The organism is Psychrobacter sp. Pi2-1, assembly GCF_904846645.1.
Lineage (GTDB): Bacteria > Pseudomonadota > Gammaproteobacteria > Pseudomonadales > Moraxellaceae > Psychrobacter.
The window spans coordinates 43,227-61,213 of the sequence record NZ_CAJHBO010000003.1; the positions used below are offsets into that span (position 1 = coordinate 43,227).

The 17,987-nt window shown below is 42.9% G+C and carries 14 protein-coding genes; 9 read left to right on the plus strand and 5 right to left on the minus strand.

Annotated features, from left to right (window positions below):
• Positions 1-124 precede the first annotated feature (124 nt).
• Positions 125-952: a ferredoxin--NADP reductase gene (locus tag JMX91_RS03120; protein ID WP_201547624.1), complete on the plus strand. Its 828-nt coding sequence runs from the start codon at positions 125-127 to the stop codon at positions 950-952.
• Positions 953-1,060: 108 nt separating this feature from the next.
• Here the strand turns inward: JMX91_RS03120 and JMX91_RS03125 are convergent, their stop codons facing one another.
• Positions 1,061-1,840 carry a hypothetical protein gene (locus JMX91_RS03125; protein WP_227679246.1) on the minus strand — a complete coding sequence of 260 codons (780 nt, stop codon included), beginning with the start codon at positions 1,838-1,840 and terminating at the stop codon, positions 1,061-1,063.
• A 581-nt stretch (positions 1,841-2,421) separates the two neighbouring features.
• Between JMX91_RS03125 and JMX91_RS03130 the strand changes: the two genes are divergently transcribed.
• Positions 2,422-3,309 (plus strand): TonB family protein, encoded by an 888-nt coding sequence (locus JMX91_RS03130; protein ID WP_201547626.1) that lies wholly within the window; start codon positions 2,422-2,424, stop codon positions 3,307-3,309.
• Between the two features lie 161 nt (positions 3,310-3,470).
• Positions 3,471-4,346 carry a mechanosensitive ion channel family protein gene (locus tag JMX91_RS03135; protein ID WP_101206253.1) on the plus strand — a complete coding sequence of 292 codons (876 nt, stop codon included), beginning with the start codon at positions 3,471-3,473 and terminating at the stop codon, positions 4,344-4,346.
• A 49-nt stretch (positions 4,347-4,395) separates the two neighbouring features.
• On the opposite strand, the gene ybeY is transcribed toward JMX91_RS03135, so the two are convergent.
• Together ybeY and JMX91_RS03145 are read right to left on the minus strand one after the other, a co-directional pair.
• Positions 4,396-4,995: an rRNA maturation RNase YbeY gene (gene ybeY / locus JMX91_RS03140; protein ID WP_201547627.1), complete on the minus strand. Its 600-nt coding sequence runs from the start codon at positions 4,993-4,995 to the stop codon at positions 4,396-4,398.
• 319 nt (positions 4,996-5,314) lie between these two features.
• Positions 5,315-6,418 carry a PhoH family protein gene (locus JMX91_RS03145; protein ID WP_201547628.1) on the minus strand — a complete coding sequence of 368 codons (1,104 nt, stop codon included), beginning with the start codon at positions 6,416-6,418 and terminating at the stop codon, positions 5,315-5,317.
• A gap of 599 nt (positions 6,419-7,017) precedes the next feature.
• Here JMX91_RS03145 and JMX91_RS03150 point away from each other — a divergent pair.
• From JMX91_RS03150 to JMX91_RS03160, 3 genes are all read left to right on the plus strand, one after another.
• Complete coding sequence (locus tag JMX91_RS03150) at positions 7,018-8,346, plus strand: UbiH/UbiF/VisC/COQ6 family ubiquinone biosynthesis hydroxylase (protein ID WP_201547629.1); 1,329 nt, start codon at positions 7,018-7,020, stop codon at positions 8,344-8,346.
• A gap of 166 nt (positions 8,347-8,512) precedes the next feature.
• Positions 8,513-9,796, plus strand: coding sequence for an FAD-dependent monooxygenase (locus JMX91_RS03155; protein ID WP_201547630.1), 1,284 nt, complete (start codon positions 8,513-8,515; stop codon positions 9,794-9,796).
• Positions 9,797-9,832: 36 nt separating this feature from the next.
• Complete coding sequence (locus tag JMX91_RS03160; RefSeq protein ID WP_201547631.1) at positions 9,833-11,065, plus strand: PIN domain-containing protein; 1,233 nt, start codon at positions 9,833-9,835, stop codon at positions 11,063-11,065.
• A 1-nt stretch (position 11,066) separates the two neighbouring features.
• Here JMX91_RS03160 and JMX91_RS03165 read toward each other — a convergent pair whose 3' ends face one another.
• Entirely contained in the window at positions 11,067-11,978 is a 912-nt protein-coding gene (locus tag JMX91_RS03165) for a lysine exporter LysO family protein (RefSeq protein WP_160021578.1), read from the minus strand.
• A 265-nt stretch (positions 11,979-12,243) separates the two neighbouring features.
• On the opposite strand from JMX91_RS03165, the gene JMX91_RS03170 reads away from it, so the two are divergent.
• Genes JMX91_RS03170 through JMX91_RS03180 form a run of 3 tightly spaced genes read left to right on the plus strand, consistent with a single transcriptional unit; the run spans position 12,244 to position 16,961 of the window.
• Complete coding sequence (locus tag JMX91_RS03170) at positions 12,244-14,937, plus strand: alpha/beta fold hydrolase (protein WP_201547632.1); 2,694 nt, start codon at positions 12,244-12,246, stop codon at positions 14,935-14,937.
• 3 nt (positions 14,938-14,940) lie between these two features.
• Entirely contained in the window at positions 14,941-16,137 is a 1,197-nt protein-coding gene (locus JMX91_RS03175; protein WP_201547633.1) for a patatin-like phospholipase family protein, read from the plus strand.
• On the plus strand, positions 16,134-16,961 hold the full coding sequence (locus JMX91_RS03180; RefSeq protein WP_201547634.1) for an SDR family NAD(P)-dependent oxidoreductase: 828 nt from the start codon (positions 16,134-16,136) through the stop codon (positions 16,959-16,961). The genes JMX91_RS03175 and JMX91_RS03180 overlap by 4 nt, the downstream gene beginning before the upstream one ends.
• A 26-nt stretch (positions 16,962-16,987) precedes the next feature.
• Here JMX91_RS03180 and JMX91_RS03185 read toward each other — a convergent pair whose 3' ends face one another.
• Positions 16,988-17,881, minus strand: coding sequence for a phosphatidate cytidylyltransferase (locus JMX91_RS03185; protein WP_201547635.1), 894 nt, complete (start codon positions 17,879-17,881; stop codon positions 16,988-16,990).
• Positions 17,882-17,987: the final 106 nt, after the last annotated feature.

Below are 17,987 nucleotides of genomic sequence, written 5' to 3' on the forward strand. Positions count from 1 at the left end.
CGCCAGCTTTATGATAAGCTTGGCGCATCTTTTTTATGCTTACCTTTTTGGTATTTATTTTCTTTTGCCTATCAAAGGTATCTTATAAAAATACAGTTTAATAAAGTATAAGTGACGAATAATTATGAGTGATAATATTCAAACAGTAACGGTGCTCAGTAAAACCACATGGACGCCAAATTTATTTAGCTTTACCGTCAGCCGTCCCGATAGTTTTAAGTTTACAGCGGGGCAGTTTGTACGCTTGGGCGTTAATCCTAGTCAATTAAAATATTATCAACAGACTGAGGCAAGTGACGAGAGTTCTGATACCGCATTGAATGAAGATGTTTTTCGCGCGTATTCGATTGTCTCTTCGCCCTTTGATGAGGTGATAGAATTCTTCTCTATCGTAATTCCTGACGGTGCATTTACCTCGCAATTGCAGCATTTACAAGTGGGCGATGAACTGCTGCTCAACACCATGCCATTTGGGTTTTTGACGTTAGCACGTTACCAAAAACCATTGCCAAAAGACTTATGGCTGCTAGCAACAGGGACTGGCTTAGCACCGTTCTTATCGATGCTACAAGATTTAAAGACATGGGAAGATTACGAGCACATTGTATTGGCTTATAGCGCACGCACGCTCGATGAACTTGCTTACGTTGAGAAAATAGAGAGCCTACAAGAAGACTTCGGTACACTGGTTGATAATCCAGCAAAGCTTATCTTTATCCCAATCGTTACTCGTGAGCCTGTCGATGGTGCATTGTCAGAGCGTCTGCCGAAGCTGCTGCTAGAGGGTACGTTGCAAGCGCGCGCGGGTATCGCATTAGATATTGATACTACGCATGTCATGCTATGTGGCAACCCAGATATGGTAGAAGATACCAAAGAGGCATTAAAGACACTGGGACTAGTAATGAATCGCCGCGGTGAGGGTAATATTGCCGTAGAGAACTACTGGTAGTTGACGACTTTAATAAAAAAACGCTGCATCTATAAGGCCAATAACCTCTAAGCTGCAGCGTTTTTTTATGGGATAAAACATTGTCTTATGGGATGAAACATTAGCGACTTACTCTTGGCTTGGTTCAGTCGCATCGTCTACAGGGTTAATAGGGCCTTGCATCAATTCAGGATCATCATCATCACCGATGATATCTTCGTTACTGCTGGCAGCCAGTAAATCACGATAGTTGATTTGAGCCTTCAAAATCATTTGCTCTTCTTCTAGCTCGCCATAATTTATCTGTACCTTATGCAAGGTACTCATGATTTTCTTATTGTTTTTTAACCAACGATGGATATCGAGATAAATCACTTCGTCTTTTGCGCGAGCAATATTGACGTACGACAGAATAAAGCCTAAAGGGTCTTTTTTGAGGACGCTATGATAAAACCAAATCGCAAGTTTGACACCTTGGCGTTTCACGAAAGATTCGCAGCGCAGATTTAATATATCGGTATAAGTTTGCTGACCAAATACAAAGCGCTGCACATTGCGATCGAGCTGAACGTGAACTAAGCGAAAGTTACTTGCTACCTCAGCATAGATGCCGCCTGCATTGACAGTGCAGTACAAACGAAACCAATCCTCATGCATCTCGACACGTAGCTCTAAAATGGCTTTTACATTGTCGGTGACGAATTTTTGTAGTGCATCATTAACGTAAGTCTGTGCCACTGGCAATGACAACTCATCTTCGAACTTGTCCGTCGTCTTATTATAGATATCTTTAACCGATTGGGCGATACGCTCCCAACCACTGCCGAATGACTCGTCAAAACGATAGCCAATACTCTCGAAGAACTCATCAAAATTGTCTGAATTATTCACGTTATCAAAGTCACTCAAACTTATTATCCTTATAGGGCGCGTCATTCAATCGGTGACGTAAAAATGGCTAAACAAACTTTGCAGGCTATCATTAATTTAAACGAAAGCTAATCATCTATAATTTCTGAATATCTACGACCATTAGTAATTTTTATACTGATAGGTAGCAAAAGCGAAAAACTGACCTCTGATACTAGTGCGTAGTGAATCTGCACTTATTGTGCTGCTTGATTATCTACTCTGCCTAATTAAGACGATGCACAGTTCTGATTGTTGCAAAGTATCATGCTACTAATTCTATTGTGCTAAAGCAGTATATAACAAATACAGTGGCTTCAAAATGAACACATGCGTTTTATAGCAATTCATTTGGTATAGACAGTGTTTTGTCTGTCTTATAGATTGTCAAATGCATGTTTTTCAATCAGTGGTTAAGGTTACCAATACTATATAGCAGATGTCAAAATGCCGTCTAGGTGCTTATACTGGCGACATAATTCTATGTCATGTTATGATAGCGCCAGTATAAATCATGCCTATCGTTACAACACTTGTTAAATAGTGCTTTGTACTGATGTGCTCACAAGCTGAGATTCATTGTGGCCTATATAAAAGACTCACAGAGCTATCATTTTTCGGCGCAAGCGCCCAAGCGCGATATAAGTTTGCCTGTTGCTATTGTTATTGCGGTGGCTGTTCATGTGCTGATTATTTTTGGGATTAGCTTCTCTATGGGAAAAGACCCAGCTGCTATGATGCAAGATGTGGCAAAGGTGCTGACCGATAACATGAAGCCTAACGAAGATGCGCACTTTATTGCCAACGCTTCACAAGAAGGCGGCGGTACAATAGAAGAGCAGCTAAGACAAGAGAACAATCAGCTAAGTGCAATGTCTGCTGAGCAAGTGAGTGAGACTCAAGACATCGTTAACTTACAGCGTAAAGTGCGTCAGCAGCGTTATCAAGAGAGTTATCTACGCACGACGTTGAGTTGGCGTCAGGCCACTGTAGAGTCGGATAATGACAGCGAGCAAGCGCAAGATGACGCGATGGCGCAAGAAGAGCGGCTACGTAAGCAGATTGCTACCTTAGAAGCTCAGCTATCTCAGCGTCAGCAGGTCTACGCGACCAAATCCAAAGTCGTGACCATGGATAGTAACTCGACCACACGGGGTGCGGCAGCAGACTATATCAATACATTTCGTGAGCATGTCGAGCGAGTGGGCAACTTGCATTATCCTGTGCAAGCGCGTGCCCAAGGTATTACGGGTGAAGTACGGCTTATGGTTATCATCAGTAACGACGGCAATATCAAAGCCATTCGTTTGCTTGAAAGCTCAAACTCTACGATATTGGATGAAGCGGCCAAGCAGTCGGTACGACAAGCTGCACCCTTTGGTAAATTCACTGAAGACATGAGCGATATCGTCGAGCTGCGCTTGATACGTACCTACCGCTATAGTGATACAGTCGAAGTAACGTACTAAGGTTAACGTATTCAAGCACTAAGAAGACAGGTGCTAAGAAAAAAGTTACTGAAAATAAAGTTACTGAAAACACAATTGTTAAGAATAACGCTTAACGCACTATTTTTTATCATTAAAGATACTCAAGTTCATAACACACAGCTATAAAATAAAGAGTCAGTATGGAATTTTTAGGTTTTACCGTCGATGTCGCTACCTTAACGAGCAACGCCCTAGAGCTGGTCATTAAAGTCGCTTTAGCAATACTTATATTTATCGTTGGACGTTGGCTTGCCAAAAAGGCAGTCGCTTTTTCCGATCGCTTGATGACGCGTAGCCATCTGGACGAGACAGTTGCTAGTTTTCTAAGTCGTCTATTGTATGGCGTACTACTGGTCGTGGTGATTTTAGCTGCACTTAGTAAAGTCGGTGTACAGACTACTTCGGTCGTCGCGATCTTAGGTGGTGCCGCTGTCGCCGTTGGTTTGTCACTAAAAGACCAGCTATCAAATTTTGCCGCTGGTATTATGATTGTGACGTTTCGCCCGTTTGTACGCGGTGATTATGTACAGATTAGTAGCTACACAGGTACGGTGACTGAGATTACCTTGGTTAATACCCATCTGACGACCATTAACAATCACGATATCATCATTCCTAATAGCGATATCACGACTTCACCTGTGGTCAATTATACAGCGCTACCCAATCGCCGCGTCGATATCACCGTCGGTATTGGCTACGATGCTGATATCAAAACGGCTAAAGACGTGATGCTAAGTCTGGCAAGAAATAACCCATTGGCTTTCACTGATCCTGAGCCTATCGTGCGAGTGACCAATCTAGGCGACAACTCAGTAGATCTTACCCTAAACGTTTGGACAACCAATGCCGATTGGTGGTCGATGCAGTGCGAGCTACTAGAGCAATTCAAGCAAGCTCTAGATGATGAGAAGATTGAGATTCCATTCCCGCAGCGCAGTGTCCATGTTAAAGGCTTAGATCATATGATCAACCAAATGGGTCAAGCGCAAAAACTACCATTAACTAAAGATTAAAGAGTAGCTGCCTAATATTTAAAAGACTGTTTAATAGAGCAGTGCTAGTTTATACATAAGGGTTTGGTAGGTTTAGGCCTGCCAAAATCTCAATCTCAAAGTACTCCATCTCATCTTGCTCAGCTTGTCCGAGCTCGTGATCAAAACCCAGTAGGTGTAGCACGCCATGCACTAGCAAATGGCTGATGTGCTGCGCCACGGTTTTGTCCTGTTCAGCCGCTTCACGTACCATCACTTCATGACAGATAATTAACTCTCCAAGAGGCAATGTTGGCATTAGCTCAATGACGGCAGCAGGTAATTCGCTTGGATAAGACAAAATGTTGGTCGCATAGTCCTTACCACGTGCTTCTAGATTTAAAGCACGGCCTTCGACGCCATCAGTAATATATATATCTAGAGTTTTAGATTTTTCTTGCCAAAGCTCAGGATCAATATCTGCAAAATAGGGTAGGGTCAGACCATTATTAATACGACCGTCTATATAATCTAAAGTCGCCATCATAACTGATAGTAAATGCTCGCGATTATAAAAAGTATCTAATATTTCATCATCAATACTGTCGGTCGCACTGATATCAAGTGCTGCTAAGCTGGCATGGTTGCTAGCGATCTTGTCGTCAAAATTAGTATTGTCAGGTTTGCTCATGTGACTGTCCTTTTTATTATAAATAAATGTGTTTTTAAGGCTGTATCGTCTGCGTTATTTACTTAGTGGTTTTTTTATCATAAAAGTAGTTCAATCACTGTTTATCTCATCGCTAAAGTGTTGGCTAATAAATAGAGGCCAATGTATAGAATGTATAGAGGCTACTATAGCTAAGTTGCTGGTAGGCGACTAGTAGCGAAAGAGCTAAATTCAATAAATTACCGGTAAGAAAAAACCGGACTACTTTTAGTAATCCGGTTTTCTTATGCAAGATAAACGCTTATAGCAAATGATTGTAATTCGATGATTAGCTTAATTACTACAGATTTGCTGCTGCATTAGCGACGGCTTGTCTACGCTCTTGTTCTTTAATACGTTCAAACTTACGTTTTTCTTCTAAAGCCATTTGCTCTTCATCAAACACATCATAGGCTTCAACAATTTGTTGTACCAATTGATGTCGTACGACGTCTTTTGAATCAAACTTTGTGATATGAATCTCTTCGATATCCTTTAGAATATCCATTGCTTGTGCCAAGCCTGACTTATGACCACGTGGCAAATCCACCTGAGTAATATCACCAGTGATGACAGCACGTGAGCCAAAGCCCAAACGCGTCAAAAACATTTTCATCTGTTCAGGCGTGGTATTTTGCGCTTCATCTAGAATGACAAACGAGTTATTCAAAGTACGACCACGCATATAGGCCAGCGGTGCCACTTCGATAATCTGACGCTCAATCATTTTACCGACTTTCTCAAAGCCTATCATCTCATAGAGTGCGTCATATAGCGGGCGTAAGTACGGATCGATTTTTTGGGTCAAATCACCTGGCAAGAAGCCCAGTTTTTCGCCAGCTTCTACCGCTGGACGCACTAGCAAAATACGCTCAATCTCATTACGCTCAAGCATATCGACGGCACATGCCACTGCTAGATACGTTTTACCCGTACCAGCTGGCCCAATACCAAACGATACATCAGAGCTCAGGACATTTTTTACATAGCGTTGTTGGTTGCCACCACGCGGAACGATGCGGCCTTTACGTGTACGTAAACTGATGGGCGTAAACTCGCTAGCCTCATCCAAATCTTCATCATATTCCATGTCATCGTGATCTTGTTCGTCTTCTTCCATGTCTTCATCACGAGAGAGGCTAGATTGGATGATGAGATGCAGCTCTTCTGCACTGATGTCTTTGGTGTTCTGTGCTTCATCTACCATTTTGTAGATAATACGTTCACCGCGTTCGACATTGGTCACATCGCCACTCAGGCAAAAATCGCCTTGGCGCTGCATGATTTTAATATCGAGGCGTTCTTGGATATATTTCATGTGGTTGTTGTATTCGCCAAGCACGGTTTTCAGCTGTGCTGGGGTCAATGATTCAAACTTTATACGGCGGCTCATGGAATCAGTCAAGCGATTATCCTTTTATTGTGTACCCGACGCTATGATTTGGTTTTAATTGCGTGGCGGGTTGCAGAGATAAAATAGTTAGTGGCGTTACAGTGTTTAGGTGATACAAAGATTGTAGATAATAAAGATGACGGCGATATTATTGTTGTTTTTGTGGAAGGTGATAAATGAAAGTAATGAAAGTCTTGCCTTCATTATGGTAGAGAATTTTTAAATTTCAAGCCATACATCAGATAGATAACGCTGTTTTTGTATGCGGATTGCAACTGTTTCAAAGATTTTCTATAGATTGATTCGATGTTGCTATCAGTTCCGTATAATTCATCGCTACCCATCGTATGATAGTGCTTTAATAAGATTAAGATTTTCGAGTTTTATGAATATAAACCTCGTTTACGATGAGAGTGGAGAAACGATTTGTCTACTGTTAAGACCACGGCATAATAGACAATTTGTGGTAATCTATGGGCGATACCATAGGTTGCTGTAAGCTATCTAACAACAGTAGTAACACGATAAAAATTATAAAATAAAGTCAGTGACGAGTGGCTATCTATCATTAATAAATTGCTTGTCCAAAAGATTATAATAGGAAAATAACGATGCAAGATACTGATTCACATTTATCCAATGCTGACAACATACCTAAAAATTTCGACAGCGTCTCTAAAAACAAAGAAGCGATAACCGACCAGCAAGTGCTTATCGCAGGTGGTGGTCATGTTGGTTTGTCTTTTGCATTGCTATTGGCCCATCACGGTATTGCGAGCACCTTATTAGAAAAAAACAGCTATCCAACCATCAGTCCAACGGATGATAGTACTCGCAGCCATTATTTAGACAGTCGCAATACGGCGTTATCGCGGCGCACGGTACAGATATATCAAGAGATTGGACTGTGGGATGAATTACAGAGCCATGCCTGCCGTATCGAGACCGTACAGATTAGTGAGCAAGGTAGTTTTGGGCGCGCGCAGCTGAATAAAGCAGAGGAAAAGGTCGAGTCATTTGGGCAAGTCATCGAAAACGCTTGGCTAGGGCGTAAGCTTTTATTAGCCGCACAGCAAGAGCCACTAATTACCTTGATAGATAATGCCAATGTGACGTCTGTCCAACAGCAGGCCGATAGTGTGACGGTTAGTTTTAATTATAACGATGAAGCCGAAAACGAGCAGGAGCTGCAAGCTAGCGTATTAGTTGCCTGTGATGGACGCGACTCTACAGTACGCCAATTGCTAGATATCGGTACAACCACGTATGATTATCAGCAAACGGCCATCGTCGGCGTAGTAGAGACAGATACGCCACACGAGCATGCAGCGATAGAGCGTTTTAGTCCAGCTGGCCCACTTGCCGTGCTCCCACTGACTGATCCAGAGGGCGATGGCAATGATGAGTATCAACAAGGCTACAGACGCTCTGTCGTGTGGGTATGCCCAATAGGTGAAGAAACCAGATACTTAGAAGACGACGCACATTTCTTGCAGACCCTACAACAAGCTTTCGGTCAACGCGCTGGCAAGTTTACTACTGCTGGTCGCCGCGGCGCCTACCCGTTGACCCGCGTACTAGCGGATAAGCAAGTAGAAGGACGCTGCGTCATTATGGGTAATGCTGCTCATACTCTGCACCCTGTCGCTGGTCAAGGGTTTAATCTCTGTATGCGAGATGCGCATGTGCTGGCACAAATGCTAAATGCACAAGTGCTCAAAGGAGCAGATATCGGTGATGCACCGCTATTAAAGCGTTATGAGAAAGCACGTCAAACCGACCAGAAGCGAGTGATTCGTTTTTGTGATGCGGTAGTACATGGCTTTAGGCATCCTAACCCAGCGATTAAGCTGGCACGAAATATGGCGCTATTGGCCTTTGATAAATTGCCAAATATCAAGCCATTAGTCGCCACTTATGCGATGGGTCTAAAATCATAGCGCTATAGTTAATCTTCTTTAAAAGAGTGACAGCGTTAACCTCGCTTGAAATATTGCCTATACATCTGCACTCGGTTGCCTTGTCTCTCTTTTAAACTGAATCAACTAACTGTAATTAAGATTGATAATAAGCATTCTAATATTGAACAATATTGAGAGACACCTTATGAAGAACAACCATACGCTGATTATCGGTAGCGGTATCGTTGGGGCAACGCTTGCGCTAAAGCTGGCACAAGATAAAATGCCGGTGACGTTGATTGATGCCCGTCCTGAGCGTGATGAGTCAGCTTGGCAAAATGAACTTAGCAAACGTGATGCACGTGTCTATGCACTTAGTATGGCTAGTATTAATTTGCTTAAAGATATTGGCGCGTGGCAAAAGATTGCCGCCTCTAAACGCAAAGCAGAGTACTCGCAAATGCAGGTATGGCAGCTCAATGGGATGGGTGAGTTATTATTTGGAGAAAGTGAAGATATTGGCGCCGAGGATAATAGTAGTGAAACTCATGAGCCTACATTATTAGGCAGTATGGTCGAGCCTGCTGTTATCGAGCACGCACTATGGCAACGCTTGCATGAAGCTGATGTTAGTGACTATCTGACCCTTATCGCTGGTCAAAAAGTTGTTGATATGGATTGGCTAGGGGCGCAGCAAGGCTACCGTGTAACTCTAGACAATGGCGAAGCGATTGATGCGCGTCTATTAGTTGGCGCTGATGGGCGCGGTTCATTTGTCCGTCAGCAAGCAGGGATTGGTGTAGATACGTTTGACTATAATCAAACGGCGATTTGCTGTGCGATTCAGACTGAGAAACCGCATCAAGCGACAGCACGTCAAGCCATGCTACCGACGGGTACACTGGCACTATTGCCATTAGCAGATATAACCGATGCTGATAAGACAAACCCGCAGCATTGGCAGTCGATCGTATGGACATTGCCGCGCAATCAAGCATTAGCACTGATAGAGGAAGAAGATCGATTTGTCGCTGATAAGTTAGCAGCTGCTAGCAATTACGAGCTGGGTGCGATTAATCAGATTGAGTCTATCGCTAGTTTTCCATTAGCGGCACAGCAAGCGAAAAGCTACGTGGCGGATAACTTGGTGCTGATCGGTGATGCTGCTCATGGCGTGCATCCGCTGGCGGGTCAAGGATTGAACCTTGGCATGCTGGATGTGCAAGTATTATGTGAACAGCTAACGCATGACTTTACCCGTAGTGGCGGCACGCTGTGGGGCAGCAATCAAACGCTGCGTCATTATGAGCGTTCGCGCCGTCCGCATAATAGCCTAATGATGCATAGCTTTTCTGCGCTTAACTGGCTATTTGCAGGGTCGCTTGCACAAGTGCGCCCTGTGCAGCAGATACGTAATGAAGGTATGTACCGAGTTAGCAAAATCAAGCCATTAATGCGTTTGTTTGCTAAGCAGGCGAGTGGTGTGTAGGAATAATAATTTAAATTAAATAATAAGAATATTTTCATGAAACACATTTTAATCGACTATGAGAACATTCAGCCCAAAAGCTTCGATAATGTAGAGGTGGATGAATGCCATGTATGGCTGTTTTTGGGTATCAATCAGCAGAAGAGTTTACCTCTTAAATTGGTTGAAAACTTGCTCAGGTTTGATAATGAAAATGTGCACATTATTAGGATGCAACATGCAGGGAAGAATGCGCTAGATTTTTACTTGTCTTTTTATCTTGGCAAAATCTCTGAAATTGATCCTAGTGCTGATGTTTGTATTTTAGCAAGAGATAGTGGTTATGATATCTTGGTTGAGCATCTCAATAGTGCTTATGATGGTATGAACATCATGCGGTTAGAAAATTCTAATCAGCTAACAGTGGCTTACGAGTCAAACATAGAAAGTGCACCAGATATAAAAAAAAGCCAACTTGTCATTGAAGACAGTCATCATGTTTTGTGTGATGACGTTACTAGCGTTGCCATGGACAATAAGAAATATTTAGCGCAAAGCCTTGAAGAGAGCGTTCCCAAATCGGTTATACATGAGTGTTATGTATTGGTTTTTGATAGCATTGTCAATCGTAAGGTTTTTTTACCGAGCTATAAATCCAACCTATTGTACTCGATAAAGAAGTACGTTCCAGTAACAGTACTAGAGAGATTTAATAGTACTGAGCAAGATTATATTTTTGAACAGGTTTTTGGAAAATTTATCAAAGCAGGACTTATCAGACTTGATGAAAATGAAGAAAAACTAAGTTATAAAGTAGACAGTCAAGGAATATTAGATTTAGTCACTGATCAAGTTTTACGAAGCAAGGCAAAAGAAATTGATGGATTGAATAATGTGATAAAGCAAAAACTTGCAAGTTATCGCCAAGCAAATAATCAGGATCAAATTGATTTAGTTGTAAATTACCTCAAAAAGAAAGACATAATAAAACAGGATAACAAAGCTATCTATTACTCACCTTTCGATAGTATCAAAGGAAATTCGAGTAAAGTGTCACAAGATGACAATAAGAAGAGCAAAGACTCTGCTACAACATATCAACGTGCAATAGCACAGCTAAAAAGTAGACCAGCAGGTACTCGACCATCCAAAAAGTCAAGTTTAACAAACTATCTTAAAAACCATTTACGCAATGAAGACCCTAAAACCATTGATAAGCTAGTTAAACAGATGGTTAGTAATAAAATAATCGTAATATCAAATACGAATAAGCTGATCTACAAAATATAGCCTACCCAAGCGCCGAAAAGAACACCATCAGCACTGGCGAGACAATATTAATCAAAAAGCCAAAGCTAATCGCTAGTGGCACGACTTTTAGACCACCTGACTGCTGAATGATAGGCAAAGTGAAATCTAAACTGGTCGCGCCGCCAAGCCCAACCGCAGCGGAGGGGTATTTGCGCATAAATACTGGAATAAAGATTAACGCAAAGAACTCACGTACCAAGTCATTAAACAACGCGACACTACCCCAAACCGCGCCATAAGCATCGGTCATGACAATCGCTGATAGCGAGTACCAACCAAACCCTGACGATAGTGCTAAGCCTTTCGTCCATGAGACATCCGTAAATAGTAGCGCGAAAATAAGCCCGCCTGCCAATACTGCTAGCGTAAAGATGACACTCATTTCTACGCCGCGTTTATTAAGTAATACTTCTTTTAAGGTGATGCCCGAGCCTTTTAAGCCTATACCAACCAGTAAAATCAAAATCATCAGCATGACGGTCATAGAGTTTTCAGGCGGCATATAATCAGCAGGCAAGAAATAGCCAATCACCATCCCGATCACCACACAAACCACTTGCGCCAAGCTACCTCGAATGCTCACCCGATGCTCTTTAGATTTTACACTTGGTTTTTTGGCATGCCATGGACGCAGATGGTCAAACAGCATAAGCGCAAACAATCCTGTACCAATTGTTAATATTGATAGGACGGTGACATATAGAGCAATTTCACCCAGCTGATTACCTAGACCTTCTACCTGAGACAGCTCAATACCGATCAGCGCTAGGATGATAAATACTAAGTATGATAGACCTTTGTCGGCCACTTTTGTCATGGTAGGGTTAGACGGAATGGCAAAGCCAATAAACATTGGCATTAGAACCAGAACAAGGGTGACTAGGCTTTCCATGATAAAGGGCTCGCAGCATTTTTAATAAGGCGTTTTTAAGAAGCTGAAGATTGTACCATATAAGGTCAGCAATACTGATATGAGCCATTGAGATTCATTGCAAATCATCGCTCATTGTTGGCCAAAATATAAAAAACTGGACGATTATAATGACGATAATAAATATCTTTTTCAAAATGTTTGAACGTTTTTGAGCGCTTTGTAATTCTTTACCTTATAAACTTTTGTTGCTACATTAAAGTACTGAAAATATTTGGCTAGACTCATGTCGCTATATCAGCTCAAAACTCAGTTTCAAAATCAACTACGTCCGATGAGTAATGCGCTGGTTGAGCAAAACATTACCGCTAACCAAGTGACAGTATCCGCTGTTTTATTAAGTATCGGTACTGCCTATATCATTGCCAAACCAGCGGCTGAACAGCATAGGCTGTGGCTTTTATTGCCTTTATCATTGTTTGTACGTATGGCACTCAATGCTATCGATGGCATGATGGCGCGTGAGCATGGACAGGCCTCAAGGCTCGGAGCCGTGTTAAACGAGGTAGGTGATATGGTTGCCGATACGGCGCTATTAGCGAGCCTGACCCCTCATATTCTGACCCATCATATCAATGATAAAGAACAGCAGACGTTAATAGCCAACTTGCCAACGAATATATCAACTTCTCAGCATCATATCACTGCTCTGATCGCTCTTAGTATTGGCACCGAACTGTTAGGCGTTACTAGTAATACCATGTTAGGTGTTCGTGCTAACCAAGGGCCTTTGGGCAAAAGCGACCGCGCCTTCTTATTAGGGGTGCTTGGTGCCTTTATGGGTAGCAGAGCCAAAGCGCCAGTAAGTATTAAAGGGCAGGTGGCTTCGCCTGCCGTCAGAATAGATCAATTATTTATACTAACAGAAATCATGCTACTAAAGACCTGTCTCAATCGACTACGTTATATGACAGAGTTATACTTGATGCACAATCCACCTGAGCTGCGATCCGTACTGGGTGAGTCAACAAACAACTCACTCTCTCTTACTGTTGTTTTGCCAAATACTTCTACTGATAACGTTCGCCCATTGGAGTTCAAAGAAATGCCAACCACAACCGTTGATAGTCAAAAATCCGAAGAACAGGCCAGTGTTGGTTTTGATTTGCCCGCATCTAAAATCATCAATGGTGAGAGCTGTTATAACGCTTACGATGGCACTGCTATTTATTATCGCTATTGGCTAACGAGGGCTTTAGAAGATATTAAGCAAGCCAACCAACCGTTGCGCCAAGTTATCTTATTGCACCGAGGACATGAGCATTCGGGACGATTGACAGAGCTGGGAGAGCAGTTTGCAACAGCTGGCTATCAAGTGTTTGCTTGGGATGCGCGCGGCAATGGTCGCTCAGGGGGCATTAAAGATCATGCAGAGAGCGTCACAGAGCTTGAGCGAGATTTAGAGGGTTTCGTCCAGTTGGTGATTGGGCAAACAGGCATTGCTATCGAGGATACATTGATTGTCGCCAGTAGTATCGGCGCGGTATTGGCAGCAGCATGGGTACACGATTATGCGCCTAATATTCGCGGCATGATACTTGGCACGCCTGCGCTCAGTATTCGTCTATATCTGCCCTTTGCTATACCATCGCTAAAGGTGGCACGTACGCTAGGTCTGATGTCACGTGTCAGCAGCTATGTTAAAGCACAAGTACTGACCCATGATAAAGACGCGCAGCAGGCTTACAATGCCGATCCATTGATATCGAATAGTATCTCGACTGATTTACTCATTGATACCCATGCAACGGGGCAGCGTCTACTCGATGATGCTGGTGCTATCACCGTACCGACGTTTGTCTTATGTGCGGGCAAGGATTATGTGGTCGATAAACAGGCTGAGCGGAAATTCTATGAGGCGATTAACACACCGATCAAACGCTGGCAGTTGTATCCAGACAGCTATCATGCAATCTTTCATGAGACCAATAAAGCCGATGTATTTGCCGACTGTATTGAGTTTGCTGAGCAAGTATTTAGCGCACCAGTCCAAGCCCCTGATCTGAGTACCGCTCACTTAGACAGTGCCAGTAAAGATAAAGTAGACCGTTTGGCGATTAAACCATTCAATCCAAACTTTGCCATTACCCGTTTTGCGATGCAAAAGTTCGGTCACGTCAGCGATGCGATTGCGACAGGGCTTGAGCATGGATTTGATTCAGGTCACTCGCTGGATCATGTCTATTACAATCAGCCCAGCGGGCAGAATAAATTTGGACAGGCAGTCGATAAGTTTTATTTAAATAATATTGGTTGGCAAGGTATTCGTATTCGCCGTGAGCACATATTGGAGTTGGCACGCTTAGCACTTACAGATATTGAAGATAAAAATCAGAGTAACGCCAAACCATATCAACCAAAACTGTTAGATATCGCCAGTGGCCATGGTTTTTATGCGTTTGATCTGTTGACTGAGTTTACCGATTTGCAGGCAGAGCTACGAGATTATGAGATGCATAATATACAGGCATTACAAGCAAAAGCGGAGCATTTGGCCATGAGCAGTCGAGTCGTGACCAGTAAAAAGGACGCCTTTGATCCTATTAGTTATATTGATGCACATACGAAAGACACTAGCACCGATACTAAAAAATCAGATCTTGCTATTGCTTCAGGGTTGTTTGAATTGTTCTCTGATAATGCGCTACCAGCGACAGCCTTAGCGGGTATTTATGACAGTTTAAAATCGGGCGGTTATCTGATTTATACCAACCAACCGTGGCACCCTGAACAGGAATTTATCAGTAAAACACTAAACAATCACCGTGGCAGTAGTTGGGTGATGCGTTGTCGCTCGCAAGCGGAAATGGATCAATTGGTTGAGCGTGCAGGCTTTAGGAAAATCACGATGCGTATCGATCGCTTTGGTATCTTTACTGTTTCGTTAGCGATTAAAACTGTATCAGCTGATGATGAGTAATAGATGAACAATCAGTTGGTTAAACCTTACGAGCGTGTTCAGCTGTTTTCAGGCGGCGGTTCACGTTTTGGTTATTATTTGGGTAGCTATGCAGCCTTAGCGTCTCATGACTTAGCGCCAGATATTATCGTTGGTACTTGCGGTGGGAGTTTGTCTGCTTACTTAGTACAATTTGCGCCTGACCCCAAGGATTTGCAAGCGTTGATATGTAGTCGTGAGTTATATCGCGTCATCACAGCCATCAGACATGTCGCGCCAGATGAAGCCAATAAACGTCTAAAGCTGCGTTATATGACACATGCACTTAAGCGTTGGCGGTTATCAAAGCAAAAGGATAATGGACAAAGACAACGTCAAGCAGACAGCTACGAGCGACTGTTAAATGAGCTACAGCAGTTAGCGATGTTTCGTATCGATAACGAGCAGTACTGGCTAGATGAGCTGTCGCAGTTTGCTACTAGTAATAATGATATTAGCAATACTGATAAAGCAACGCCAGAGATAGCCATCATTGCCAGTCGATTGTATCAATCACCTACTGATGGTTTGTATAGTGAAAAACTCGCACTGCAAGAGTTGTTATTTGCGCCGCCGCGCTTAGCAAATTTGCCAAATTTTGTATCAGGTCTGGCCGACGGGCAAATGACATCGCCTGCGCACACATTTGCAAACGGGCGCATACACCCTTCTGTAAAGGTTCAAACACAATGGGATTTTGCCCCAGTGATCCGCGCTTCTATGGCTGACATGTACTATCTGCCGCCCACACATATCACAGAGCTTGGCTGGTGTTTAGGAGGTGTGATTAATCTGACACCAATTGAGCTAGCCTGTCAGTTGGGTAACAGCGTATTTGCAGAGACTAAGGCAGGTTATGACCCATGGCTGGCTGCTCCCGCGATTCAGCGTGTTTTTGGTTTTGATCCTAATGAGCGTTTGGCACAAGTGCATGATTATCAACCAATCAATGTGTCGCCGCCCACTGACACTACTGATAAAAACCGTCAGCTACACTGGTTACCATTTGCAGATAATGAGCAGCAACTGAGAGGGCAAAATATGCAAAAGCGCTTTAACCTAAAACAAATGACCGTCGAGCTAATACATAGCGATTATGACGGTTTTGTGCAGCAAATGCAGGCGCAATGGCAATATGGCTACCAGCGTACAGCCGGTTATATACAGCAGCATAAACTATGAAAAACCTCGCAAAAGGTATCACTAGAAACCATGCGCCACATATTATTATCGTCGGTGGCACGAGCGGTCTTGGCTTAGCATTGGCGTTGCATCATCAGACGCTTGGCTGGCAAGTCAGCGTTGTCGGAAGTAGCGCAGCAAAGATAGCCGATATCAACAGCCAGCATCCTGCTATCGTGACTTATGTATGCGACTTAACTGACCCAAATCAAACGCAAACGTTATTAGACAATTTGTCAGGTATTTCATTTCAAAAACTGATATATAGTGCTGGTAGCTATACCAATGAGCGTATCCATCACTTAAATCAAGCAGATAGCGACCAAATGCTAGCGATTAATTTACAGGCGTTTGAGCAAGTTTTTAGATGGGCAAGCAGTCAGTTAAAGCAGCAGTTAAAACAGTCATGTCAGGCATTAGATATGACTAAAGGTGATAGACCTAGCCTCATCTGTATTGCCTCTATCGCAGGCACGATAGAGTATCCTTATGCCAGCCTTTATGCAAAAAGCAAGCGCGCAATGATTGCGACTGCCAGCGCTTATCGGGCAGCACTTGTACCTTATGATATCCAAGTGAACTGTATTGCCTCAGGCTATATTGATACTCAAGCATTACGTGATTTAAACGATGGTGATGCTAGCCATAAGCCATTTATTATGAGCACGCAAGCGGCGGTTAATCATATTATGCAAGCGATTGACGATGATGTAGAACTGGCTATATTTCCACGCTCGATGCGCTATATCACGAGTGCTTTAAATCATTTACCAAAGCCTGTGCTCAATTGGATATTGCACAGTAAGCTAGATAAAGCCAAATGATTTTTCCATCTGTGCTTTTACTAGGTTTAACCAAACAGCCAGTACAGTAGAGTAAATGCTGGCACTCCAATCAGTAAACTGTCTATCCGATCTAATACCCCACCATGACCAGCGAGCATCGTTCCGGTATCTTTTACCCCATGTTGGCGTTTAAATGCTGATTCTAATAGATCGCCAAAAATACCGCTCACAGCCAAACTATACGCAGCTAATAAACAGACCCACCAATCAAAAGGGGTGAGCCAAAGACCTAATAATGCTGCCAACATCGCCGCAACTAAACTGCCAAAGACAGCACCTTCAATGCTTTTATTCGGGCTAATAGTCGGTGCTAGACCTCGTTTAAACAGCTTACGGCCAAGCAGCCTTCCACATAGATATTGGGCAATATCGTTGAACTGACTGGCAAATAATACGAAGAGTAAAACGCCATATTGTTGGCGTTGCCAGGTCAATTGCTGTAAGACAATAAGGCTAATGATGAGTGAGAGGAAAGTAACACTCAGTAGCAGGTCTAAGTAATTAAGCCGCGTATAGTGTTGAGTCAGATTGAGAGAGGTTTTCGCTAGCAGGACAGTACTTGGCTGTAAGCCTTGCGCTTGGAGTTTGTGAATGAGTACGGCTTTACTGCGTAAACACCATAGGCGTTTAATCTCGTAGCTGCCGCGTAGACCAATTAATATAAAAAATAAAATGACTAGCCATTGATAGGGATATACTTGCGAATGAGAACCTTGCGTATCGTTTGTTATTTTTGCAATCACATAGCAAGTGCAGAGCGCGGCGAGCATCAACCACCACGAGCGGGCTATCAAGTAGATTTTTGGCAATCGTTTGCGCAGACGAGGTACGGCAAGTACACTCCAAGCCAAGCTGACGATTATCATCAGGGCAATCACAAACACAATATCAGAAGCCATACCGTGGACACTCAAAGAAGAGGTAATATTTTAAGCCTATCCATAATGATAGCTTAAATGCTTCTTTAACTATAGTGTTAGATATCGTCCTTGATGGGTTTGGCTA